Origin of the sequence: Lutibacter sp. (genome assembly GCF_021647475.1) — a bacterium.
In the GTDB taxonomy this organism is placed as follows: domain Bacteria; phylum Bacteroidota; class Bacteroidia; order Flavobacteriales; family Flavobacteriaceae; genus Lutibacter.
On record NZ_JAKIUR010000044.1, the window covers coordinates 1 to 22,946 of the forward strand.

The 22,946-nt window shown below is 27.7% G+C and carries 23 protein-coding genes and 1 pseudogene; 22 read left to right on the top strand and 2 right to left on the bottom strand.

Features of this window, described 5'->3' with window-relative positions:
• Nucleotides 1–622: pseudogene (locus L3J60_RS10380) on the bottom strand (FAD-binding protein); the annotation flags it as partial.
• A 165-nt stretch (nt 623–787) separates the two neighbouring features.
• On the opposite strand from L3J60_RS10380, the gene L3J60_RS10385 reads away from it, so the two are divergent.
• Nucleotides 788–1,627, top strand: coding sequence for a 1,4-dihydroxy-2-naphthoyl-CoA synthase (locus L3J60_RS10385; protein WP_291975445.1), 840 nt, complete (start codon nt 788–790; stop codon nt 1,625–1,627).
• 140 nt (nt 1,628–1,767) lie between these two features.
• Nucleotides 1,768–2,379: a fumarylacetoacetate hydrolase family protein gene (locus L3J60_RS10390; RefSeq protein WP_291975446.1), complete on the top strand. Its 612-nt coding sequence runs from the start codon at nt 1,768–1,770 to the stop codon at nt 2,377–2,379.
• Between the two features lie 4 nt (nt 2,380–2,383).
• Here the strand turns inward: L3J60_RS10390 and L3J60_RS10395 are convergent, their stop codons facing one another.
• Entirely contained in the window at nt 2,384–2,800 is a 417-nt protein-coding gene (locus L3J60_RS10395; protein WP_291975447.1) for a hypothetical protein, read from the bottom strand.
• Nucleotides 2,801–2,907: 107 nt separating this feature from the next.
• Here L3J60_RS10395 and L3J60_RS10400 point away from each other — a divergent pair, with 107 nt between their 5' ends.
• From L3J60_RS10400 to L3J60_RS10495, 20 genes are all read left to right on the top strand, one after another.
• Nucleotides 2,908–4,155 carry a competence/damage-inducible protein A gene (locus L3J60_RS10400; protein WP_291975448.1) on the top strand — a complete coding sequence of 416 codons (1,248 nt, stop codon included), beginning with the start codon at nt 2,908–2,910 and terminating at the stop codon, nt 4,153–4,155.
• A gap of 76 nt (nt 4,156–4,231) precedes the next feature.
• The gene (rpmB, locus tag L3J60_RS10405; RefSeq protein ID WP_291975449.1) at nt 4,232–4,471 is read left to right on the top strand and encodes a 50S ribosomal protein L28; all 240 of its coding nucleotides are present in this window, start codon (nt 4,232–4,234) and stop codon (nt 4,469–4,471) included.
• Nucleotides 4,472–4,483: 12 nt separating this feature from the next.
• Complete coding sequence (gene rpmG / locus L3J60_RS10410) at nt 4,484–4,669, top strand: 50S ribosomal protein L33 (RefSeq protein ID WP_291975450.1); 186 nt, start codon at nt 4,484–4,486, stop codon at nt 4,667–4,669.
• Nucleotides 4,670–4,711: 42 nt separating this feature from the next.
• On the top strand, nt 4,712–4,864 hold the full coding sequence (locus L3J60_RS10415) for a DUF4295 domain-containing protein (protein WP_291975451.1): 153 nt from the start codon (nt 4,712–4,714) through the stop codon (nt 4,862–4,864).
• A gap of 87 nt (nt 4,865–4,951) precedes the next feature.
• On the top strand, nt 4,952–5,905 hold the full coding sequence (gene ftsY, locus L3J60_RS10420; RefSeq protein WP_291975453.1) for a signal recognition particle-docking protein FtsY: 954 nt from the start codon (nt 4,952–4,954) through the stop codon (nt 5,903–5,905).
• Nucleotides 5,906–5,974: 69 nt separating this feature from the next.
• Nucleotides 5,975–7,285 carry a 30S ribosomal protein S12 methylthiotransferase RimO gene (gene rimO, locus L3J60_RS10425; protein WP_291975454.1) on the top strand — a complete coding sequence of 437 codons (1,311 nt, stop codon included), beginning with the start codon at nt 5,975–5,977 and terminating at the stop codon, nt 7,283–7,285.
• A 120-nt stretch (nt 7,286–7,405) separates the two neighbouring features.
• Nucleotides 7,406–8,041, top strand: a complete 636-nt coding sequence (locus L3J60_RS10430) for a methyltransferase domain-containing protein (protein WP_291975455.1) — start codon at nt 7,406–7,408, stop codon at nt 8,039–8,041.
• Nucleotides 8,042–8,047: 6 nt separating this feature from the next.
• Complete coding sequence (gene bshC / locus L3J60_RS10435; protein ID WP_291975456.1) at nt 8,048–9,643, top strand: bacillithiol biosynthesis cysteine-adding enzyme BshC; 1,596 nt, start codon at nt 8,048–8,050, stop codon at nt 9,641–9,643.
• Between the two features lie 48 nt (nt 9,644–9,691).
• Nucleotides 9,692–10,369 carry a response regulator transcription factor gene (locus L3J60_RS10440; protein ID WP_291975457.1) on the top strand — a complete coding sequence of 226 codons (678 nt, stop codon included), beginning with the start codon at nt 9,692–9,694 and terminating at the stop codon, nt 10,367–10,369.
• Entirely contained in the window at nt 10,362–11,627 is a 1,266-nt protein-coding gene (locus L3J60_RS10445) for a HAMP domain-containing sensor histidine kinase (protein ID WP_291975458.1), read from the top strand. The genes L3J60_RS10440 and L3J60_RS10445 overlap by 8 nt, the downstream gene beginning before the upstream one ends.
• 57 nt (nt 11,628–11,684) lie before the next feature.
• Nucleotides 11,685–12,665 (top strand): glycosyltransferase family 2 protein, encoded by a 981-nt coding sequence (locus L3J60_RS10450; protein WP_291975459.1) that lies wholly within the window; start codon nt 11,685–11,687, stop codon nt 12,663–12,665.
• Nucleotides 12,666–12,740: 75 nt separating this feature from the next.
• Nucleotides 12,741–13,481, top strand: coding sequence for a phosphatase PAP2 family protein (locus L3J60_RS10455; protein ID WP_291975460.1), 741 nt, complete (start codon nt 12,741–12,743; stop codon nt 13,479–13,481).
• Between the two features lie 16 nt (nt 13,482–13,497).
• On the top strand, nt 13,498–14,226 hold the full coding sequence (locus tag L3J60_RS10460; RefSeq protein WP_291975461.1) for a hypothetical protein: 729 nt from the start codon (nt 13,498–13,500) through the stop codon (nt 14,224–14,226).
• Nucleotides 14,227–14,284: 58 nt separating this feature from the next.
• Nucleotides 14,285–15,487 carry a glycosyltransferase family 4 protein gene (locus tag L3J60_RS10465; protein WP_291975462.1) on the top strand — a complete coding sequence of 401 codons (1,203 nt, stop codon included), beginning with the start codon at nt 14,285–14,287 and terminating at the stop codon, nt 15,485–15,487.
• Between the two features lie 10 nt (nt 15,488–15,497).
• Nucleotides 15,498–16,691, top strand: coding sequence for an acyloxyacyl hydrolase (locus L3J60_RS10470; protein ID WP_291975463.1), 1,194 nt, complete (start codon nt 15,498–15,500; stop codon nt 16,689–16,691).
• 103 nt (nt 16,692–16,794) lie between these two features.
• Nucleotides 16,795–17,451, top strand: a complete 657-nt coding sequence (locus tag L3J60_RS10475) for a hypothetical protein (RefSeq protein WP_291975464.1) — start codon at nt 16,795–16,797, stop codon at nt 17,449–17,451.
• A 95-nt stretch (nt 17,452–17,546) separates the two neighbouring features.
• The gene (locus tag L3J60_RS10480; RefSeq protein WP_291975466.1) at nt 17,547–18,014 is read left to right on the top strand and encodes a conotoxin; all 468 of its coding nucleotides are present in this window, start codon (nt 17,547–17,549) and stop codon (nt 18,012–18,014) included.
• Between the two features lie 104 nt (nt 18,015–18,118).
• A complete protein-coding gene (locus tag L3J60_RS10485) occupies nt 18,119–19,405 on the top strand; it encodes a TolC family protein (RefSeq protein ID WP_291975468.1) in 1,287 nt (428 codons plus the stop codon).
• 10 nt (nt 19,406–19,415) lie between these two features.
• A complete protein-coding gene (locus tag L3J60_RS10490; protein WP_291975470.1) occupies nt 19,416–20,321 on the top strand; it encodes an HlyD family efflux transporter periplasmic adaptor subunit in 906 nt (301 codons plus the stop codon).
• A gap of 2 nt (nt 20,322–20,323) precedes the next feature.
• Complete coding sequence (locus L3J60_RS10495) at nt 20,324–22,837, top strand: efflux RND transporter permease subunit (RefSeq protein WP_291975471.1); 2,514 nt, start codon at nt 20,324–20,326, stop codon at nt 22,835–22,837.
• Nucleotides 22,838–22,946 lie beyond the last annotated feature (109 nt).

Sequence of the window (22,946 nt, forward strand, 5' to 3'; positions counted from 1 at the left end):
CATGTTTTAAAATGGTTTCACGAATATTTGTAACAAGTTTTGGTAATTTATTAGTTCCAATATGTGGATGAGCATCAATCAAAATTTGTTCAGTAGCACCGTGTAAGACCAAATTTTCAAAAATTCTTCTTACATCACCTCGTTTTAAACTTCTGGTATATAATTTTCCATCAGAATAGGTGCCAGCTCCGCCTTCGCCAAAGCAATAATTAGAATCTTCATTCACTTCATGAAACTGATTAATAGCACGTAAATCGCGTCTTCTTTCATTCACTTTTTTTCCACGTTCTAAAACAATAGGTTTATAACCCAATTCAATACAACGCAATGCGGCAAACATTCCTGCAGGTCCAAAACCAATAATATGGACTTCTTTGGCTGAAGAAACATCATTATAATTAAAAATATAAGCAGAAGATTTTTCAGGTTTTTCGTTGATATAAACGGCTACTTTGTAGTTAAAAATGATGATAGCTTTTCGAGCATCAATAGATTTTCTAAGTATTTTTATGGCAGAAATTTCAGTTTCATCAATATGTAACTGTAGTGCAGCTTTTTTAGTTAAAATGTTGGCTTGCTTTTCTTCATTTAAATTAATCCGTAATTGAATTTCCTGAATCATAAAGCAAAACTAGTTAAATTTTGAATAAGATACTATTTGTGTTTTTGAATTTACCGTTAGATTATATTTTTGGAGTTTAGATAGATTTACAAACTGTAGGTTTTGATATAATCCTTTTTTTTACCCATTTAAATGCGTTATTTTTACACTTTAATTTTTATTGAAATGAGAAAAATAAATTGGAAAATAGCCAAAAAATTTGAAGATATAACCTATAAAAAATGTAATGGAGTTGCTCGAATTGCATTTAACAGACCTAATGTTAGAAATGCGTTTAGACCAAAAACCACCAAAGAATTGTATGAGGCATTTTACGATGCTCAAGAAGATACCTCTATAGGTGTAGTGTTACTTTCTGCTGAAGGTCCTTCAACAAAGGATGGTGTGTATTCATTTTGTAGTGGGGGCGATCAAAAAGCACGTGGTAGCCAAGGTTATGTGGGTGAAGATGGTTATCATCGTTTAAATATTTTAGAAGTTCAACGTTTAATTCGCTTTATGCCAAAGGCTGTAATTGCGGTGGTTCCCGGCTGGGCTGTTGGTGGCGGACATAGTTTACACGTAATTTGTGATTTAACACTAGCAAGTGAAGAACATGCCATTTTTAAACAAACTGATGCGGATGTAACTAGTTTTGATGGTGGTTACGGTTCAGCTTATTTGGCAAAAATGGTTGGACAAAAAAAAGCACGTGAAATATTTTTCCTAGGGAAAAATTATTCAGCACAAGAAGCCTATGAAATGGGGATGGTAAATGCAGTAATTCCACACAATGAGTTGGAAGAGACCGCTTTTGAGTGGGCTCAAGAAATTTTAGCAAAATCACCAACATCTATAAAAATGTTGAAATTTGCAATGAATTTAACGGATGATGGTATGGTTGGTCAACAAGTCTTTGCAGGTGAAGCTACACGGTTAGCATATATGACCGATGAAGCTAAAGAAGGACGAAATGCTTTTTTAGAAAAACGAAAACCAAATTTTGTAAAAAAATGGATTCCATAGTACAAAATTAAAAGGCTGTCATTACGAGGAGTGAGCGACGAAGTAATCTGTTTATTAGATGATGATATTACCACTATTTTTTTAAAAAATATCGTGAAGTTATCCTTTTATTAATTTTTTCAAATTTTTAATTAACACATATGAAAATAATTTGCATTGGACGTAATTATGCTAAACATATTGAAGAATTAGCAAACGAAAGACCAAAAAATCCGGTAATATTTTTAAAACCAGATTCTGCAATTTTGGCTAAAAATCAACCGTTTTTTATTCCACCTTTTTCAGATGAAATTCATTATGAAGTTGAAATATTAGTTAAAATAAATAAAGTAGGAAAGTACATTGATGAAAAATTTGCACATAAATATTATAATGAAATTGGTTTAGGGATTGATTTTACAGCACGAGATGTTCAAGCAGATTGTAAAGAAAAGGGTTTGCCTTGGGAAAAAGCAAAAGCTTTTGATGGAAGTGCGGTGATTGGAAATTTTGTAGCTAAAGAAAATTTGGGAGATTTAAATAATATAAATTTCACTTTGCAAAAAAATAATGAGATTGTACAAAATGGAAATTCTAATGCTATGCTTTGGAAAATAGATGAATTAATAGCTTATATTTCTCAATATTTTACGTTAAAAAAAGGAGATATTATTTTTACTGGAACTCCAGCAGGTGTAGGTAAAGTTAAAGAAAATGATATTTTAATAGGAGCTATTGAAAATCAACAATTCTTTAAAGTTAAAATAAAATAGAATCTTAAAAAGTAAACAAAATAGGACGATTAATAAAACTAGGTTCTTCTTTTCTATGTTCTTTTAAAATGTCATAACCATAGTGAGTTTTTACTAAACTTTTAAAATTATAAAGCAGTCTAGGAAACTCTTTAAGCAACTTTTCAAAATCAGCTTTTTTATCTTTTTGCATAAAGAAATATAAAATTTCAGTATAAGCTTTGGTTAATGTTCTATTAAATTTATCGCTATGAAAAACAATTTGGAAATAATTTTCTTTAATTTCAATAGTTTTTTCAACAGCATCATCCGCACCATATTTCTTAATTAAAATCCAAGAAAGCCTTAACATTGTTTTATGTGTAAATGCTATGGGATTTAACGAACAATTTTCAATTTGTTCCAAAAGTTCGTTATCAGTTAAGTCAGTAGTTACGTCCATAGTCTTTATATTTTTTAATTTACTTTTTCTTCTTATAAATTAGATGTAATTTTTTTTAAAAGGTTGCGTGGTAATTTGTACATTTAGCCTAATTAATTGAAAAAAAAATGCAGGCTGAAATAATTACCATTGGAGATGAAATTTTAATAGGTCAAATTTTAGATTCCAATTCAAAATGGATTGCAGAAGAACTCAATAAAATAGGAATTTCTGCATATCAAATAATCTCAATTCAAGATAATAAAGAACATATTTTAAAAGCGTTAAAAGAAGCTCAAAATAATGTAGATATTGTAATTATTACAGGAGGTTTGGGTCCAACAAAAGATGATATTACAAAACATACTTTAACTGAATATTTTAAGGATACTTTAGTTTTAAATAAAGCTATAGTTGAACATATAAAAAAGATGTTCGCAAAAATTGACTATCCGTTTACAGAAGTTAATAAAAACCAAGCATTGCTTCCTAAAAAATGCATTCCTTTAAAAAATGAATTAGGAACTGCTGCAGGAATGTGGTTTTATCAAAATAAAAAAGTAGTAATTTCTTTGCCAGGCGTACCTTATGAAATGAAAGGATTAATGAAAAATAAAGTATTGCCTAAATTAAAAAAGACTTTCAAACTTAATTTTATCATTCATAAAACCATTCAAACTTATGGAATGGGTGAAAGCGTTTTGGCAGCTAAAATTGAAAAATGGGAAGATAATTTACCAAATAATATAAAATTAGCTTATTTACCATCTTTTGGAAGAGTTAGATTGCGATTATCAGCCAAAGGGGAAAATAAAAAAGAGTTAGAAAATCAAGTTGAAAACGAAGTTAAAAAATTACTTAAACTGATACCAGATATTGTAGTTGGTTTTGATGATTCGGAAACTATTGAAGTAGCAATTGGTAAATTATTGGCTAAAAATAAACAGACGATTGCAACCGCCGAAAGTTGTACTGGGGGAAATATTGCACATAAAATTACTTTAGTTCCAGGTTCATCTGCATATTTTATAGGTGCTATTGTTTCGTATAATGTTAGAATTAAAATAAATGAATTAAATATTGATAGCGAGTTAATTGAAAAATATTCTGTAGTTAGTAAAGAGGTTGCAACTGCAATGGCAAAAGCCATTCAGCAAAAGTTTAAAACCGATTATGCTATTGCTACCACTGGAAATGCAGGACCAACAACTGATAAAACAGATACCACAGTAGGAACAGTTTTTATTGCAATTGCTACGCCAAAAGGTGTTATTACAAAAGAATTTTATTTTGGTAAACCTCGTGAAAAAGTAATTGAAAGAACTTCAAATAAAGCACTAGAAATGCTGAAACAAGAAATTTTAAAAAAGGATTAAAATAAGTTTGTGTATTTAGAAGGATTATTCTAATTTTGCATCTCGTTTGAGATTACACTAATAAAGGTAAAGAAATATGTCAAGAGTTTGTGAACTTACTGGAAAAAAAGCAATGGTTGGAAACAATGTTTCTCACGCATTGAATAGAACAAAAAGAAAATTTGACGCTAATTTAATTAAAAAGCGTTTTTATATTCCTGAAGAAGATAAATGGATAACTTTAAAAGTTTCTACTTCTGCATTAAAGAATATTAATAAAAAAGGAATTTCTGCAGTTCTTAAAGAAGCAAGAGCAAAAGGATTTTTAAAAAAATAATTACACTAAGAAATGGCAAAAGGTAAAGGTAATAGAATTCAAGTAATTCTAGAGTGTACAGAGCATAAAGCAAGCGGTATGCCAGGTACTTCAAGATATATTACAACTAAAAATAAAAAGAACACTCCAGATAGAATGGAAATTAAAAAATTCAATCCTATCTTGAAAAAAATGACTGTTCACAAAGAAATTAAATAATTAGAGGTTTCTTAAAAGAAACGTTAAATAATACAAAAGGACATGGCAAAGAAATCAGTAGCATCATTGCAAACAGGATCAAAAAGATTAACTAAAGCTATAAAAATGGTAAAATCTCCTAAAACTGGAGCTTATACTTTTGTTGAAGCTATTATGGATCCTAAAAATGTAAAAGAATTTTTGAGCAAAAAATAACATTTGTTCTTAATATCATATAAAGCTACTTTCAAAACCATGAAAGTAGCTTTTCTTTTTTAAATTTATCACGTTAAATATCTGAAAATGAGTTTATTTAAAAAAATCTTTTCAAAAGAGAAAAAAGAAACACTTGATAAGGGATTAGAAAAAACCAAATCTTCTTTTTTTTCAAAATTATCTAAGGCCGTTGCCGGTAAATCTAAAGTTGACGATGATGTGTTGGATAATTTAGAAGAAATTTTAGTTTCTTCTGATGTTGGCGTAAATACAACACTCAAAATAATCGAAAGAATAGAAGCACGTGTTTCTAAAGATAAATATTTAGGAACGGATGAGTTAAACACTATTTTAAAAGAAGAAGTAGCGGGTTTATTAGCCGAAACCAATGTTGGTGATGAAACGGATTTTACAATTCCTGAAACTAAGAAACCGTATGTAATTATGGTGGTTGGCGTAAACGGAGTAGGTAAAACCACAACTATTGGAAAACTAGCCTCACAATTTAAAAAAGCTGGAAAAAAAGTAGTTTTAGGTGCCGCAGATACGTTTAGGGCTGCAGCCATTGATCAATTACAAATTTGGGCGGATAGAGTAGGCGTTTCAATGATACGTCAGGAAATGGGAAGTGATCCAGCTTCCGTTGCTTTCGATACGTTAAAATCTGGAGTTGCACAAAATGCTGATGTAATTATTATTGATACGGCTGGTAGATTGCATAATAAAGTGAATTTAATGAATGAATTAACCAAAATAAAACGCGTAATGCAAAAGGTAATTGACGATGCTCCGCATGATGTTTTATTAGTGTTGGATGGTTCAACAGGACAAAATGCTTTTGAACAGGCTAAACAATTTACCAAGGCAACCGAAGTTACTTCATTAGCCGTTACCAAATTAGATGGTACTGCAAAAGGTGGCGTGGTAATAGGTATTTCCGATCAATTTCAAATTCCCGTTAAATATATTGGCGTTGGAGAAGGAATTGACGATTTGCAAGTATTTAATAAAATTGAATTTGTAGATTCTTTTTTTAACTAAAAACAAAAATAATATTTTTAAAAATGTCACACTAAGCTTGTCGAAGTGTGATTTTTTATCTTTAATAATATGAGAACAAAATCAAAAAAAGAGAATAAAATAAATGTGGTTACTTTAGGATGTTCTAAAAATGTGTACGATAGCGAAGTGCTGATGGGACAATTAAAAGCTAATAACAAAAATGTGGTTCATGAAGATGAAAATGATGAAGGTAATATTGTGGTAATTAATACTTGTGGTTTTATTGGTGATGCTAAAGAAGAATCGATAAATACTATTTTAAAATATGTTGCTAAAAAGGAAGATGGAGAAGTTGATAAAGTGTATGTAACAGGTTGCTTAAGTGAACGTTATAAACCAGATTTGCAAAAAGAAATTCCGAATGTTGATGAGTTTTTTGGCACTCATGATTTACCTAATTTATTAAAAGTTTTAGAAGCAGATTATAAACATGAATTAGTAGGTGAGCGTTTAACAACTACACCAACTCATTATGCTTATTTAAAAATTGCAGAAGGTTGCGATAGACCTTGTTCGTTTTGTGCTATTCCTTTAATGAGAGGAAAACATATTTCTACTCCAATTGAAGAAATTGTAATTGAAGCTACTAAATTGGCGAAAAAAGGAATTAAAGAACTTATTTTAATTGCTCAGGATTTAACCTATTACGGATTAGATATTTATAAAAAAAGAGCATTAGCTGATTTGCTTAAAGAATTGGTAAAAATTGATGGAGTTGAATGGATTCGTTTGCATTATGCTTTTCCAACAGGATTTCCGTTAGATGTGTTAGAAGTAATTAAAAATGAACCAAAAGTTTGTAATTATTTAGATATTCCTTTACAACATATTAATGATGAACTTTTGAAATCGATGCGTAGAGGAACTTCACACGAAAAAACAACAAATTTAATTGCCGAATTTAGAGAATCAGTACCAGATATGGCAATTAGAACTACTTTAATTGTTGGTTATCCAGGAGAAACGGAAGAAGCTTTTCAAGAATTAAAAGATTGGGTTAAAGAAATGCGTTTTGAGCGTCTAGGAGCTTTTGCTTATTCTCACGAAGAAAATACGCATGCGTATAATTTAGTTGATAATGTTCCTGAAGAAGTGAAACAACAACGAGTTAATGAGATTATGGAACTTCAAAGTCAAATTTCATTTGAGTTAAACCAAGAAAAATTAGAAAAAACATTTAAAGTTTTAATTGATAGAAAAGATGGAAATTATTTTGTGGGGCGTACCGAATTTGATTCTCCAGATGTAGATAATGAAGTTTTAATTGATGCTACAAAGTATTATGTGCAAGTTGGAAAATTTGCTCAAATTAAAATAACTTCAGCTACTGAATTTGACTTATATGGTAAACCTATTTAAAATTAACATCATTTTATACCAATTCAAAAGTAAAATATAATTCATTTACGTATTTTGTCAGTCATTTAGAATATCTTAAATTGGAATTTCTAAATATTAAAATTTAACGAAGATTATAAAATGGAGCAGGAAACTCGAAAAAATCATTGGGATAATACTTATCAAAAAAATCCATTAACCAGTTTGGGTTGGTACGAAGAAAATTCGGAAAAAACCTTAAATCTAATTGAGGTCTGTAATTTACCTAAAGATGCTTTACTTTTTAATGCAGGAGCCGGTGCTACTACTTTAATTCAAGATTTATTGAAAAAGAATTTTACGAATATTATTGTAAATGATATTTCATCGGTTGCTTTATCGGAATTGCGAAAAAACTTGAGTATTCCTAAAAATGTAAACCTTAATTTTTTGGTGGATGATTTAACAAATCCAACGGAATTGTTGAAGCTAAAAAATGTGGATTTATGGAATGATAGGGCAGTGCTTCATTTTTTTACTTCAGAAGAAGAGCAGACTAATTATTTCAATTTATTAAAGGCTGTTGTAAAAAATGAAGGGTATGTAATTTTAGCTGAATTTAATACTGAAGGTGCAAAAAAATGTAGCGGATTAGATGTTTTTAATTATAATGAAATTATGTTGCAGGAACGTTTGGGTGAAGATTTTAAGTTGTTAAAGGCTTTTAATCACACCTATATTCAACCATCTGGAAATCCTAGGGAATTTGTTTATACGTTGTTTCAAAGAAAAGCTTAATTTAATATGGAAGTTAGTTGTATTTCCTATGAACAAACAAACTATTTTTCTAAAATAGTAGCGGATTATTTAGATAAAAATCCTGAATTAAAATCGTTTTACAATCATTTTCCTACTTTAGAAAGTTTTAAAAAGCAATTTGAAACTAAACAAAAACAATTTCAGCATTCAAATAGAAAAGTTTTAGTAAATTCTTTAGAAAAACAATATCAAAATACCAATAAAAGTGATTTACTAATTCAAAATATTGAACTGTTAAATCAAGAAAATACCTTTACAATAACTACAGGTCATCAATTAAATATTTTTACAGGTCCTTTATATTTTTTATATAAAATTGTTTCCGCAATAAATTTAGCTAAACAATTAAAAGCGGAATATCCAAACTATAATTTTATACCTGTGTATTGGATGGCAACTGAAGATCACGATTTTGAAGAAATAAATTATTTTAATTTTAAAGGAAGAAAAATTAAATGGGATAGAAATAGTAGTGGAGCAGTGGGAAGATTAAATACTACTGGAATGAAAGTTTTATTTGATATTTTTTCTAAAGAATTGGATAATTCAGAAAATGCAAATTATTTAAAAGAATTATTTAAAAACGCTTATTTAAATCATTCTAATTTAGCCGAAGCTACCAGATATTTAGTAAACGAACTTTTTGGAGCATACGGATTAGTTATTATTGATGGCGATGATGTAAACTTAAAAAGAGCATTTATTCCTAAAGTTGAGGATGAATTATTGCATCAAACTTCGTTTAAAGAAGTTTCTAAAACCAACGAGCAACTAAAGAAATTATCATATAAAATTCAAGTAAATTCACGTAAACTGAATTTATTTTATTTGAAAGATGAATTGCGTGAACGAATTATTTTTGAAAATAATCAATTTAAAATTAATAATACAAAACTTGTTTTTTCTAAGGATGAAATTCTAAAAGAATTGCGTCAACACCCAGAACGATTTAGCCCAAATGTTTTGTTACGTGGCTTGTATCAAGAAACCATTTTACCTAATTTGTGTTATATTGGTGGCGGTGGAGAATTAGCCTATTGGTTTCAATTAAAAAGTTATTTCGAAAAAGTAAATATTCCATTCCCAATTTTATTATTGCGAAATTCAGGATTGCTTATTTCTAAAAAGCAACAAGCTAAAATGCATAGATTAAATATTTCTGTTTTAGATTTATTTGAAAAGCAAGAAGTTTTAATAAACCAAAAAATAAAGGAAATTTCAAATTTAAAAATTGATTTTTCAAATCAAAAGGAATTTTTAAAACAACAGTTTATTCAATTAAAAGAAATTGCAAAACAAACCGATTATTCATTTTTAGGAGCGGTAAACGCTCAAGAAAAAAAACAGTTAAATGGACTTTCCAATTTAGAAAAACGCTTGTTAAAAGCTGAAAAAAGAAAATACAATGATATTGTAAATAGAATTACTTTATTACAAAATGAATTATTTCCTAATCAAAGTTTAGAAGAAAGAATTCGTAATTTTTCTGAAATATATCAAAAGGTAGGAAAAGATTTAATTCCAGAATTGATACAAAATTTAAACCCTTTAGATTTAGAATTTACGGTTCTGGAATATTGATATTATAAAATTCTAATTTTATTCAAAATTGCAATGTAAATTAGCAGTATGAAATTATTACTTGTAGAAGATGAACCAGAATTAGCAAAAAGTATTCAACAATATTTAAATGTAAATGAGTTCATCTGTGAATGGGCGGCTACTGTAACCTCTGCCCTAGATAAAATTTCAAATTATGAATATGATGCAATTTTATTAGATTTAATGTTACCAGATGGCGACGGTTTTGAGATATTAAATGAATTAAAAAAACAGTTCAAAACGGATGGTGTTATTATTATTTCTGCAAAAGAAACTCTAGAAACTCGTATTGAAGGATTTAATTTAGGAGCCGATGATTATCTAACTAAACCATTTCATTTATCTGAGTTATTGGTGCGAATTCAAGCCTTAATTAGACGTAAAAAATTTAATGGGAATAATACAATTGTATTTAATGAAATAGAAATAGATATTCTTTCTAAAACAGTAAAAGTAAATAACTTTAAAGTTGAACTTACTAAAAAAGAAATTGATTTATTGTTGTATTTTATTGGAAATCAGAATCGTGTATTGTCAAAAAGTGCTATTGCAGAATATCTTTCGGGTGATATGGCAGATATGTTAGATAATCATGATTTTGTATATGCTCATATTAAAAACTTAAAGAAAAAACTAAAAGTTGCTCAATGTGATGACTATATCAAAACGATTTACGGCTTAGGTTATAAATGGACAAATGAGTAACAAATTGTTACATAAAACACTACAAGTTTATCTTGTTTATTCGGTTATAATATTTATAATTGTAGCTCCTTTATTTTATTTTTTGGCGGATAAATTTTATATAAACAATATAGATGAAACTTTATTAAATACTAAAATAGAATTCGTTAAAATAACTTTACCTAAGTTAAAAAATACAGATATACCTCTTTGGAATAAATTCAATAAAAACATTAAAATAAAAGAATATAACGAAATAAATTCAGATACTTTATTTTATACCTCTTATTATGATATTGAAGAACAGGAAAAAGAACCTTACCGAGAATTAAATTCAACTATTATAATTGATGGAAAACGCTATACGTTTTCATTTAAAATTAATTTAATTGAATCTGAGGATTTGATGTTAAGTATTGCATTACTTTTTTTTGGATTAATTATTTTTATGCTGTTAGGACTATTTTTTATAACTAAAAAATTATCTATTCGCCTGTGGAAACCTTTTTATCAAACTCTAAATCAAATAGAACAATTTGAGATAGATAAAAATATGAAACCACAATTTTCAACTACCTCTATTGAAGAATTTAAACGATTAAATAAAAGCATTGAAAATCTGATTAAAAAAAATAGTATTATTTATGAAAATCAACGTGAGTTTGTGGAAAATGCAGCACATGAATTACAAACTCCTATAGCAATCTTTAAAGGTAAATTGGAGTTATTGATGCAACGTTCAGATATTACTAAAGGACAAGCAGATTTGCTAGAAGATTTAAATAAAAGTACAAATCGATTAACCAAATTGAACAAAAATTTATTGTTACTTTCTAAAATTGACAAAAATCAATTTGATGAAATATCTAGTTTTCAAATAAAAGGATTAATTGAAAAACAATTAGATTTTTTTAAGGAACAAGCAACTCTAAAAAATATTACAATTGAAATAAATTTAAAAGATGCTGTTCCTGTTAATACAAATATAACTTTAACAGAAGTTTTAGTGAGTAATCTTTTTTTAAACGCTATTAGGCATAATATTTTAAATGGTAAAATTATGTTGCAATTGGTGGGTCATAAATTGGTGATTAGTAATACAGGAAGTCCAATTGCAATTAATTCGAAATCACTTTTTAATAGGTTTTCAAAATCAAATTCTTCAAAAAAAGGAAATGGATTGGGATTAGCAATTGTTAAAAAAATAGCAGACCTAAATAATTGGGAAATTACCTATTCTTATTCCAATAGCCTTCATACATTTTCTGTAATATTTTAAAATTCAAATTTTCTTCAAAATTGAGTCAGAGTTTTATCCTATAAATTATAGGATAAAATGGATATTTCAATTATTATTGTTAACTATCGCAGCTGGAATTTACTTAAAAATTGCCTCTTATCATTACAAATAATAGAGCAAGATAAATTTACTTTTGAAGTAATTGTAGTCGATAATAGCATAAATAAAAAAACATTAAATAGTTTTAAACAACAATTCCTAAATGTTTATTTTTATCAAAATCAGGATAATAATGGGTTCTCACACGGAAATAATTTAGGCGTTAAAAAAGCTATTGGTAATTATTTCCTCTTTTTAAATCCAGACACAATTATTACAAAAAAAGTAATTTATAACCTTCATAATAAAGCTAAAAATAACAACGATTATGCTATAATTTCCTGCCAACAAATAAACAATAGAGGAAAAAAACAAGATATACGTAAATTTTTTCCTTCTCCTCTAACTCATTTTGGTATTTCACGTGCTGTTTATAGATTTATAAATAAGCAAACAATAACCTCTAAATTTAATAATTTAAAAGAAATAGTTTTTCCAGATTGGGTATCAGGTTCATTATTACTAATTTCTAAAACCTGGTTTACCCAAATAGGTGGTTGGGATGAGGATTTTTGGCTTTATTATGAAGATGTAGACATATGTAAAAAAGCAAGCAACTTAAATGGTAAAATAGCTCTTTTACAAAATATTTCTATTACACACTTACATGGGGGCTCTTCTAGGCTTAACCTTCAATTAAAAACTTTAACAAAAATGGAAGTTATTATTTCACAGCATGTTTATTTAAATAAACATTTTAGAGGGGTTGAACGTTATCTTTTTCATTTAATAATCATGTTATTCATATTATTTGAAAAATTTTTATTTGCAATTTTGGGTGCAATATTAATTTTTATTCCAAAATTTAGAATGCATATAATATTTTTCTTCAAACTTCTAAAATATTATATTCAAGTACCTCTTAACAGGAGTTGGTTAAGTTCAAGGTCTGTAAATTTTAAAAAACGCGGAAAATAATTTTAATTAATTTTTAAAATTCAAAATTTCTTCAAAATTAGAGTGTTTTTTTGATTAAATTTTTTAGAGATAAAGATGAAAATCCCAAAATTGTTTTTCGCAATAATAATATTCCTCAATTTATTTAGTGTAAATAGCCAATCATTAAATAACAACAAGGTAAATGACAGCATAAAAAGAGGCACTATTTTTAAAAAAAGCATACTACCTGCAACTTTAATAGGAATAGGTGTGCTTGTTAACAATAGCCACTTTGAAAAGAAATTTCAGATAGATTTACGAAATAAAGTAGGTAGCCGTTACGAATTACGTTTAGATGATTATTTACAATTTGCTCCAGTGGTAGAAATGTACGTGGCAGATGCTTTTAAAATTAAGTCTAAAAATCATTGGTTTGATCAAACAAAATATTTATTTATTTCCAATTTAATTTCTGCAACAATAACTTATAGTTTAAAAAGAATTACAAATAAAACAAGACCAAATGGTTCTCCTCATTCATTCCCGTCAGGGCATACTACTTTTGCTTTTACTAATGCTACTGTTTTATATAACGAGTTTCAAAAAACTTCACCTGTTTTAGCTTATAGTGGCTATGCTTTTGCTACTACAACTGCTGCATTTAGAATAATTAATAACAAACATTGGATGTCTGATGTGTTGGTTGGTGCAGGAGTAGGGATTTTAGTAACAGCGTTGGTATATCATTTTAAACTTTTAAAGAATTTTAATCCATTTAAAAAAACGAAAGGAATAGTTATGGTTCCTTTTATGGATAATAAACATTTTGGAGTATTTACACAAATTACATTTTAATTAAAATTTTATAAAAATGAATACTAATAAGAAAGTATTAACCACCACATTTTTTATTTTATTTACATCAATATTAACCATACAATTTACCTATAGTCAATTTTTAATTGGAGGTTCATACGGCATTCAAATTCCAGGAAGGCAAGATCTTAAATTTAAACAATATGATGCTAATGGAAATTTAACTCAGTATTTAAAAACAACCTATGTTTTTAGTAATATTTCTGCAATGAGAAATCTACATTTAACCTATTGGCAGGGTAAAAAAGGGTTGCGTTTAGAATACTTAAAATGGGAACACAACAGTACAGCAAAAACGTATTTAATAAATCAAAAACCAGAATTTAATACCACCGAAGAATCAAGAGGAGGTGTTTTTATAATGGGATTGTTGAGAAGCCGATTTCCTTTTAAAAAAACAAAGGATAATTCATTTAGTAATAAAAGTTATAGTTATTTTGGTGTTGGGTATGGTGTAGTGAAAACCGAAATAAATCATGGAAAACAAGGCGATATTAAATCGGGTTTACAAGCTACTTGTGGCATTACCATACCAATTACCAAAAAAATACGTGGATTAGTAGAAGCAAAATATATTTTAACACATGATGCAGATAATGTAAGTGCCCCAGTTGGCACAACAGTTATTGATACCTCGGGGCATTGGACTCTATTTAGGTTTGGACCACATTTAGATACCAAATATCATGCTATACAAATAGGAATTCAATGGGATATTTTTTAATGCTTAACCTTATAATTTGTGTAAATCAAAATTAATGCGAACTTAGTTTTTTAAAAAAATGAAAGAAAAAATAAGAGTAGGATATCTTACCGCAACTAATCCTTTAGACAAAAGAAGTTGGTCTGGAACTCATTTTAAAATGTATGAATCTCTTAAAAATGAATTTGAGGAAGTGTATGTGTTAGGACCAATAAAAAAGTCAATATTTTTAAATGCAACACTATTAACTTTTTCATTTATTCATTTTCTAGTATTTTTTAAAAAGTATAAAAAAAATCATAGTAAATTATTAAGTAAATATTATGCTTATAAAATTAATAAAAAACTTAAAAATAAAAATATTGATGTTATTTTTGCCCCAGCATCATCAACAGAGATTGCGTATTTAAAGACAGCTATTCCAATATGTTATTTATCGGATACTTCCTTTGGGCAAATAAGTAACTATTATAGTAGTTTTTCAAAAATTTCTAATTATTCTTTTAAAGAAGCCAATTTGATTGAGCAAAGAGCAATTGATAATTCGTTTACGCAAGTCTATCCATCAAATTGGGCTGCTGAATACGTGATAAATAATTATAAAGCAAAAAAAGATAATGTATTTATCGTAAAATTTGGGGCAAATATTGATTTTACACCTGAAAAGCCACTTTTAAAAATTTTTAAAAGCACCATTAATTTACTTTTCCTAGGTATTAATTGGAAAAGAAAAGGAGGCGATATTGTTTTAAAAACATTCAATATTTTAATAGAAAAAGGTTATGATGTAACTTTAACCATTTGCGGTTGTACTCCCAAAAATCTAATAACTAATCCTAAGATAAAAGTAATTCCTTTTTTAAATAAAAACAACAAAAAAGAAAATGAAATTTTCACCAAAATATTAAATAAAAGCCACATTTTATTTTTACCAACACGGGCAGAGTGTTACGGAATTGTTTTTTGTGAAGTAGCAGCCTACGGTATTCCTGTAATTACTACAGATACAGGAGGGGTAACATCTATTATAGAAAATGGCATAAATGGGTATGCTTTACCTTTTAAGTCAACTCCCAAAGATTATGTAACTAAAATTCAATTTCTTTTAGATTATCGGTTGGTATTAAGTAGTATGGCTATAAGTTCTCGCAAAAAATTTGAAAAGGAATTAAATTGGAATGTGTGGGGTAAGAAAATGAAAGAGATTCTTTTGTTAACCGCTCAAAGGAATATAGAACTTAACAGTACAGAGAAAAATTATGTTTCTGAAATAGGTAATTAAATAGTAAAAAATGAGGAGTTATTTTATAATTTTATATTTATTGCCTTTTATTGTTTTTTCTCAAACAAATAAAAAACCAAAAAATCAGATTTTTAATACTATCGCAATTCAAGCAGGATATCAAAATGGCTATGTTTTTGCAACTAATGATTTTATTAAAGGTGTTAATGGAGAAAATAATAGAATAAACGCATTTCAAGCATTTACATTAAAATTTTCTAAGCAAACTATTGGTAAAAATATATGGGAACAGCTGTTTAAATATCCTAACTACGGTATTGGAATTTATATTGCAGACTTTTATAATCCTGAAGAAATAGGAACTCCAATTGCATTATATGGATTTTTTAATGCACCTTTTAAAAGATGGAATAAGTTAACATTTAATTATGAACTTGGATTTGGAGCTACATTTAATTGGAAATCTTTTAATCCGATAACCAATCAATATAATATAGCAATTGGAGCAGGACAGTCTTTTTTAATAGATGTAGGTTTAAATTTACAATATAACTTAACAAGAAAAATAGATATTAAAGCTGGATTTTCACTAACACATTTTTCAAATGGAGCATTAAAAAAGCCAAATAAAGGAATAAATACTATTGGACCAAAAGTTAGTTTAAAATATAATTTTGATGATCGTCCTATTTTAAAAAAACAAGAAATTCCCGAATATGTAAAAGAATATGAATGGTTGATTTCAGCTTTTGGAGGTGTTAAAAATGTGATTTTTAAAGATGCGAATATTGATGTTATTGAAAAATATGAGGGGTTAAATTTTCCTGTGTTTGGGCTTTCAACATTAATTAATAGGCAAGTAAGCTATAAATCAAAAATTGGAATAGGAATGTCTATTTCATATAATGGTACTTTAGATGCACAAGTGGCAGTTGAAAACAATGAGCTTGAGCCAGTTGAAAGTCCATTTATCAATAAAATTCAAATTAGCATATATCCATCATACGAACTAATTATTAATAAAGTATCTATAATTTTGCAACCTGCATTTTATATTTATCGTAAAAAGCTAAAAAAACAAACCCCTGTTTTTCATCAAAGAATAGGAATAAAATATCATTTTTCTAATAATCTATTTGCAGGAATAACATTACGTGATTATAATTTTCATGTTTCTGATTTTATTGAATGGAACATTGGATATAGAATTAAATGGAGAAAAAGTCAATCAAAAAAACAATAATTAAACTTTTCGGAACAAATAAAATACTTACTTATTTCAAAAATCATAATTCAAAATTTCTTCAAAGTTCCGTTGCATCTTTGTGTAAATAATAATATAAAACATGAAAAAAATAACAATTCTAGCTATCGGAACAATTATGATATTGTTCCAAGCCTCAGCACAAACAAGTATAAAATCTAATTCTAATCCATATAATGAATTGGATAAAATATTGTCGCCATTTGAAGATATGACAGAATATGCTTTAGATAATAATTATGAAGGTGTACTTAAATCTCTAAACAAAGTTGAGGTATTACAAAAGCAATTAATTTTTGAAAAAAATAATTTAAGTGGAAGTATGGAAATGCTAAATCCTAAAATTAAACAACTTAACGATGCTGTAAAACAAAAAAAATATAAACAAATAGCATTAATTGCAACAGCTATTTTTGAGTTTAATATTACTAATTTTAAAGATGGCTATAAAATTAAAAACCAACTACAAATAGAACATATGGATTATATGGGTTTTGAAACACTAGCACTTCTAAATCAAGATAAAATAGATTGGAAAAAATTAGCATCTACAATACTAAAAGTTAAAAATAAATGGAAAATACTTAGTATAAAAGTTAATGACCCAAATTTAAAAGCTTCTTTTAGTTTTTTATTTCAAGGACTACTTCTTAGCACAAAAAACAAAGATATTAAAATGACTAAAATTTTGGCGTCTATGGATTTGAGTTTAGTGGATGTGTTAGAAAAAAGTATTTAAATTAAGTTTTGTTTTATAGCATTCCTAAAATTCAAAATTAATTCTAAATTGAGTGGCACATTTGTATTAAATAGTATTAATTAAAATTAATTATAATGAAAAAATTAACGTTTTTATTCGCTGGAGTAGTGCTAATATTCGCTCAAGCTTGTGCACAAACATCTACAAATGTACCTGCAAAAGTAAAAGCTGCATTTTACCAAAAATTTCCAAATGCTAAAAAAGCAAAATGGGATAAAGAAAATGCTACAGAATGGGAAGTAGAATTTAAATTAAATGGAAAAGAATATTCTGCCAATTTTACATCAGTAGGAGTTTGGAAAGAAACAGAACATGAAATCTCAAAATCTAAATTACCAGACGCTGTTAAAACTACCTTAAATAATGAGTTTAAGGATTATGATATAGATGAGAGTGAAGTTTCTGAAACTCCTAAAGAAGTTGTCTATGAATTTGCTCTAGAAAATGACGGAAAAGATTTTGAAGTTGCCATTTTACCTAATGGGAAAGTGATAAAAAAAGAGGCAAAAAAAGAAAATGATGAAGAAAATGATAACGATTAATAATAAATAGCAATTTTAAGAAGTCGAATTTTTAATTCGGCTTTTTTTATTTGAATTTAAATAAAAAACAAATTATTATTAAATTGAGTAGTAGATAAAACTAAATGAAAAAACATGTATTAGCAGTTATTGTTCTTTGGAGTTTAAGCTATTCTTTAAATGCTCAAACTCTTAATTTAAAGCATTTTATAGAAAAAGCCTTAATAAATAGCCCTTTATTACAAAAACAGAGAAATAATAATAAAATAATTGTTCTAAATTTAAAACAATTTAATGCTATTTATAAATCACCAAAAATTAGTATAAATAGTACTATTTTATTTGCTCCTATTATTTCAAAAGATGGATTGAATAACAAATTAGAGCTAACTTCTAAAGGCAGTACCAATTATGTTGGCTACGATTTGGGTATAAGTAACGGAGGTCAATATCAGGTAATCACGTCTGTTACTCAGCCATTATTTACTGCAAAACAATACAACGTCCAAAAAAACAAGGTTTTGCTTACTAAATCAAAAAATGAAAATATAGTAGCATTAACTCAAGCTGAATTAAAACAATTGGTAACCCATCAATATATTCTTTGTATTAAGGCTCAAGAACAAAGTGATAATACACAAAGAATAATTAAGGTAATTCAAACACAACTTGCACAAATGAAACCTTTAGTAAAATTAGGTATTTATAAATTTTCTGATTTAAAGTTACTTGAAATAGAATTGCAGAATTGGCAAATAGCCTATAAGCGTTCAAATACAGATTATCTTACAAATTTTAATGCTTTAAATTTGTTGTCTGGAATTGAGGATACTAAACTTTTCACTCTTGAAAATCTTCAATTATCTTTAAATTTATCTCCTAAAAAAACCTCTATTTTTTTTAAGCAATATTCGTTAGGTAGTTTATCCATTAATACAGCACAAAAAATTTCAGAATTAAAATATCTACCGCAAATTAGTGCTTTTGGTGATGCAGGTCTTAATGCAACTTATACACCATCTTTTGATAGATTAGGCTTTAGCATTGGGCTTTCATTAAATTGGAATTTGTTTGATGGTCATCAAAAGCAACTTAAAAGAGCACAAAATAAAATTAGGTTAGCTAATATTATAATCGATAAAAAATATTTTAAGAATCAAAATTCCATTAGAAAAAATAATATTTTGAGTGAAATAGAGAGTTTAAATGGTCAAATGTTACTATTAGATAGCCAACTAAAAAAATATAATGATTTACTTAATTTATACAAAGTTGAAATAAAGCATAGTCTAATTTCAGTATTAGAATTAAAGACTGTTATAAATGATATTGCTATAAAAAAACAAGAAAAAACAAATACTTTAATGCTTAAAGAAATTTTAATTAACTCTTATAATTATTGGAATAATTAAGTTAAATAATATGAAAAATTCAATTCACATCTTTTTAATTTTAGTGCTATTTTTAGGACAATCTTGTAAAAATAAAGATTCAAAGGTTATAAATAAATTGCCAATTCCAACAGTTACTGTTGTACATCCAACATTAGAGAAAATTCATGATAAAGTTCAAATTAACGGACAAGTAGTTTATTTGAATAAAACTAACATTAAGGCTCCAATCTCAGGATATGTAACTCGTGTAAACACAAAATTGGGCAATTGGGTTAAAAAAGGAAGTATTCTATTTAAAATTCAAACTAAAGAAAGTAAAGCATTGCAAGATTCAAATTTAGCCATAGATGAAAATTTTGGAATAATACCTATATATGCAACCATCTCTGGTTATGTAAATTTAATAAATATTACCGATTCAGGTGTTTTTATTAATGAAGGCAATCCTTTGGCTACTATTGTTAAAAGTAACGATTTAGTAATTCAAGTTAATACACCTTTTCAATATTATGATTTGCTTAAAGTGAATAAAAAGATCGAAATTAGTTTATCAAATAAGAAAATTGTATTTGCGAACTTTTATAAAGCATTACCTATAATTGATCCTGTTTCGCAAACGCAGCAGGTTTATTTTAAATTAATAAAGCATAAAGAATTGCCAGAGAATTTAAACGTAATTGTAAATCTACAAACCAAACAAAAACCAGCAGTAATTACCTTGCCAAAAGATGCTGTTTTAACTAACGAAACACAAAATGAATTTTGGATTATGGAAATAAATAAAGATTCATTAGCCGTAAAAATTATGATACAAAAAGGACTTGAAAATAATGGAAAAGTAGAAATTGTTTCTCCTAAATTAGAATTACAAAGCCTTATTATTAAAAAAGGAGCCTACGGTTTGCCAGATAGCACTAAAGTGAAAATAAACTAGTTATGGATAAAATATTTGTAAAATATAAAAGTCCGATAGCGGTAATTTTATTTCTTATTTTAGTTTTGGGTGCTTTTTCTTATAAAAATTTAAGTACTTCTCTTTTCCCAAATGTTACTTTTCCCAAAATAAAAATCATTGCAGATAACGGGCAACAACCTGTTGACAAAATGATGGTTACTGTAACAAAACCGTTAGAAAATGCTATTAAACGAGTAGAAAATCTGCGATTAATTAGGAGCATAACCAGTATGGGAAGTTGTGAAATTTCAGCTTTTATGGATTGGGGTTCTGATATAAATGTGGATAAACAACGTTTAGAATCAAGAATAGCACAAATTAAAAATGATTTACCGCCAAATGTTCAAATAACAGTTGAAAAAATGAATCCATCCATATTACCAGTAATGGGTTACTCTTTACAATCTAAAGTAAAAAATCAAGTAGAGCTTAAAATGATTGGTGAATATATTGTAAAACCTTATTTATCAAGAGTTGAAGGTGTAGCAGCGGTGGAAGTTATTGGAGGCAAAACTAAAGAATATCAAATTCTTTTAAACCAAAAAAAACTAAGTCTTTTAAAATTAAGTCCTCAACAAATAATTGATGCCATACAGCAAACAGGGTTTATAAAATCTAATGGCTATGTAGTGGATTACAAACGCTTATATTTAACGGTAACCGATGCTACAATTAAGAATAAAGAAGCCCTAGAGAATTTAGTAATTTTTAATAATGCTAAACGAAAAATTGAAGTTAAAGACATATCAAAAGTTCAAATTTCTGAAAAAACAGAATTTATTAAAATAAAAGCTGATGGTGAAAATGTACCTTTAATAGCCATTTTAAAACAGCCGAATAGTAACCTCATTAATGTAGCCAGTCAAGTAACAAAAAAAATCGTAAAGCTTAATAAAATTTTACCTAAAGGAGTTCAACTTAAACAATATTACAATCAAGCTTCTTTTGTTGGAGACAGTTTAAAAAGCATTATTGATGTGCTTTGGATAGGATTAGTTTTGGCCATTGTAATCGTAATATTTTTCTTAAAATCTTTTAAAGCCAGCAGTGTAATGTTAATTACTATTCCAATTACTTTGGGACTAACTTTTATATTGATGGAAGCCTTAGGTTTTGATTTAAACATTATGACCATAGGAGCTATTGCTGCAGCTATCGGGTTAATAATTGATGATGCCGTTATTGTTATAGAGCAAATTCACAAAACACATGAAGAGTTTCCTGAAGAATCACCTAAAAATTTAGTTGGTAAAGCAATTAAATTCTTATTTCCAGCAATGGTAAGTTCCTCGTTAAGTACCATAGTAATTTTTTTACCATTTATTTTAATGACAGGCGTTGCAGGTGCTTATTTTAAAGTATTAACCGAGACTATGATTCTTATGCTATCCGTTTCATTTATAGTAACTTGGTTAGGGCTTCCTGTAATTTATTTACTTTTTTCAAAAAACAAAAATACCATTTCAAAAGCTCATATAATACGAGAGCGTAAGTGGGTTGATTTTTTTCTTAAACGATCCTATATAAGTATTGCTTTTAGTACATTATTAATCTTAAGCATATTAGTGATTTTACCAAAACTAGCAACTGGATTCTTACCAAAAATGGATGAAGGTTCAATAATCTTAGATTATAGTAGTCCTTCTGGTTCTTCGTTAAATGAAACCGATAGAATGCTAAATGAAGTAGATAAAATATTAGATAATACACCAGAAGTGAAAGCATATTCAAGAAGAATAGGTACACAAATGGGCTTTTTTATCACTGAACCAAATAAAGGCGATTATTTAATAGAGTTGCGTAAAAAAAGACATAAAACAACCGAAGAAGTTACAGATATTATCAGAAAAAAAGTAGAAACTGCAGTACCAGCATTAACTGCAGATTTTGGTCAAGTAATTACAGATATGTTGGGCGATTTAATGAGTAGTGTACAGCCTATTGAAATTAAAATATTTGGTACTGACCATAAAAAACTAAAAGAATTATCCCAATTAGTTGCAAAAAAAATTGAAAATGTAAAAGGTACAGCCGATGTTTTTGATGGAATTATTATAGCAGGTCCAATGTTTAAAATTCATCCAAAAGAAGCGATATTAAAACAATATGGTCTTACAGATGTAGCTTTACAAATCCAAGTACAAACCTATTTAGAAGGTACAGTAGCTGGCTCAATTCTTGAAAAAGAACAGTTAACAAATATTCGCGTTTTACATCCTGAAAATTATAAAACCCCATTAGAAAAGTTAAAAAATGCTGAAATTAGTACAGCTACAGGTGAATATTTACCCTTATCAACTTTTGCAGAATTTTCAATAGAACCTGGTGTGTCTGAAATTGATAGAGAAAATCTACAAACTATGGGTGTGGTAACTGCACGTTTAAATAATAGGGATTTAGGAAGTGTAATGAAGGACATCAAAAAGGAGTTGTCTAAAATAAGCTTACCATCTTCATATCAAATTGAATATGGAGGATGGAGTGTCTACCTTTGATGTGACAATTTTAATAAGCCCATAAATAATATATATTTGAATTATGGCAAGAACAAAGTATGACAATGAGTTTAAGGTTATGATAGTTGAACTATTAAAATCAGGGATT

Coding starts and splice junctions, on each gene's coding strand:
- L3J60_RS10385 (WP_291975445.1), top strand. CDS start 788: ATGAGAAAAATAAATTGGAAAATAGCCAAAAAATTTGAAGATATAACC.
- L3J60_RS10415 (WP_291975451.1), top strand. CDS start 4,712: ATGGCAAAGAAATCAGTAGCATCATTGCAAACAGGATCAAAAAGATTA.
- rpmB (WP_291975449.1), top strand. CDS start 4,232: ATGTCAAGAGTTTGTGAACTTACTGGAAAAAAAGCAATGGTTGGAAAC.
- bshC (WP_291975456.1), top strand. CDS start 8,048: ATGGAAGTTAGTTGTATTTCCTATGAACAAACAAACTATTTTTCTAAA.
- L3J60_RS10440 (WP_291975457.1), top strand. CDS start 9,692: ATGAAATTATTACTTGTAGAAGATGAACCAGAATTAGCAAAAAGTATT.
- rimO (WP_291975454.1), top strand. CDS start 5,975: ATGAGAACAAAATCAAAAAAAGAGAATAAAATAAATGTGGTTACTTTA.
- L3J60_RS10445 (WP_291975458.1), top strand. CDS start 10,362: ATGAGTAACAAATTGTTACATAAAACACTACAAGTTTATCTTGTTTAT.
- L3J60_RS10455 (WP_291975460.1), top strand. CDS start 12,741: ATGAAAATCCCAAAATTGTTTTTCGCAATAATAATATTCCTCAATTTA.
- L3J60_RS10465 (WP_291975462.1), top strand. CDS start 14,285: ATGAAAGAAAAAATAAGAGTAGGATATCTTACCGCAACTAATCCTTTA.
- L3J60_RS10460 (WP_291975461.1), top strand. CDS start 13,498: ATGAATACTAATAAGAAAGTATTAACCACCACATTTTTTATTTTATTT.
- ftsY (WP_291975453.1), top strand. CDS start 4,952: ATGAGTTTATTTAAAAAAATCTTTTCAAAAGAGAAAAAAGAAACACTT.
- L3J60_RS10450 (WP_291975459.1), top strand. CDS start 11,685: ATGGATATTTCAATTATTATTGTTAACTATCGCAGCTGGAATTTACTT.
- L3J60_RS10490 (WP_291975470.1), top strand. CDS start 19,416: ATGAAAAATTCAATTCACATCTTTTTAATTTTAGTGCTATTTTTAGGA.
- L3J60_RS10395 (WP_291975447.1), bottom strand. CDS start 2,800: ATGGACGTAACTACTGACTTAACTGATAACGAACTTTTGGAACAAATT.
- L3J60_RS10485 (WP_291975468.1), top strand. CDS start 18,119: ATGAAAAAACATGTATTAGCAGTTATTGTTCTTTGGAGTTTAAGCTAT.
- L3J60_RS10495 (WP_291975471.1), top strand. CDS start 20,324: ATGGATAAAATATTTGTAAAATATAAAAGTCCGATAGCGGTAATTTTA.
- L3J60_RS10390 (WP_291975446.1), top strand. CDS start 1,768: ATGAAAATAATTTGCATTGGACGTAATTATGCTAAACATATTGAAGAA.
- L3J60_RS10470 (WP_291975463.1), top strand. CDS start 15,498: ATGAGGAGTTATTTTATAATTTTATATTTATTGCCTTTTATTGTTTTT.
- L3J60_RS10430 (WP_291975455.1), top strand. CDS start 7,406: ATGGAGCAGGAAACTCGAAAAAATCATTGGGATAATACTTATCAAAAA.
- L3J60_RS10475 (WP_291975464.1), top strand. CDS start 16,795: ATGAAAAAAATAACAATTCTAGCTATCGGAACAATTATGATATTGTTC.
- rpmG (WP_291975450.1), top strand. CDS start 4,484: ATGGCAAAAGGTAAAGGTAATAGAATTCAAGTAATTCTAGAGTGTACA.
- L3J60_RS10400 (WP_291975448.1), top strand. CDS start 2,908: ATGCAGGCTGAAATAATTACCATTGGAGATGAAATTTTAATAGGTCAA.
- L3J60_RS10480 (WP_291975466.1), top strand. CDS start 17,547: ATGAAAAAATTAACGTTTTTATTCGCTGGAGTAGTGCTAATATTCGCT.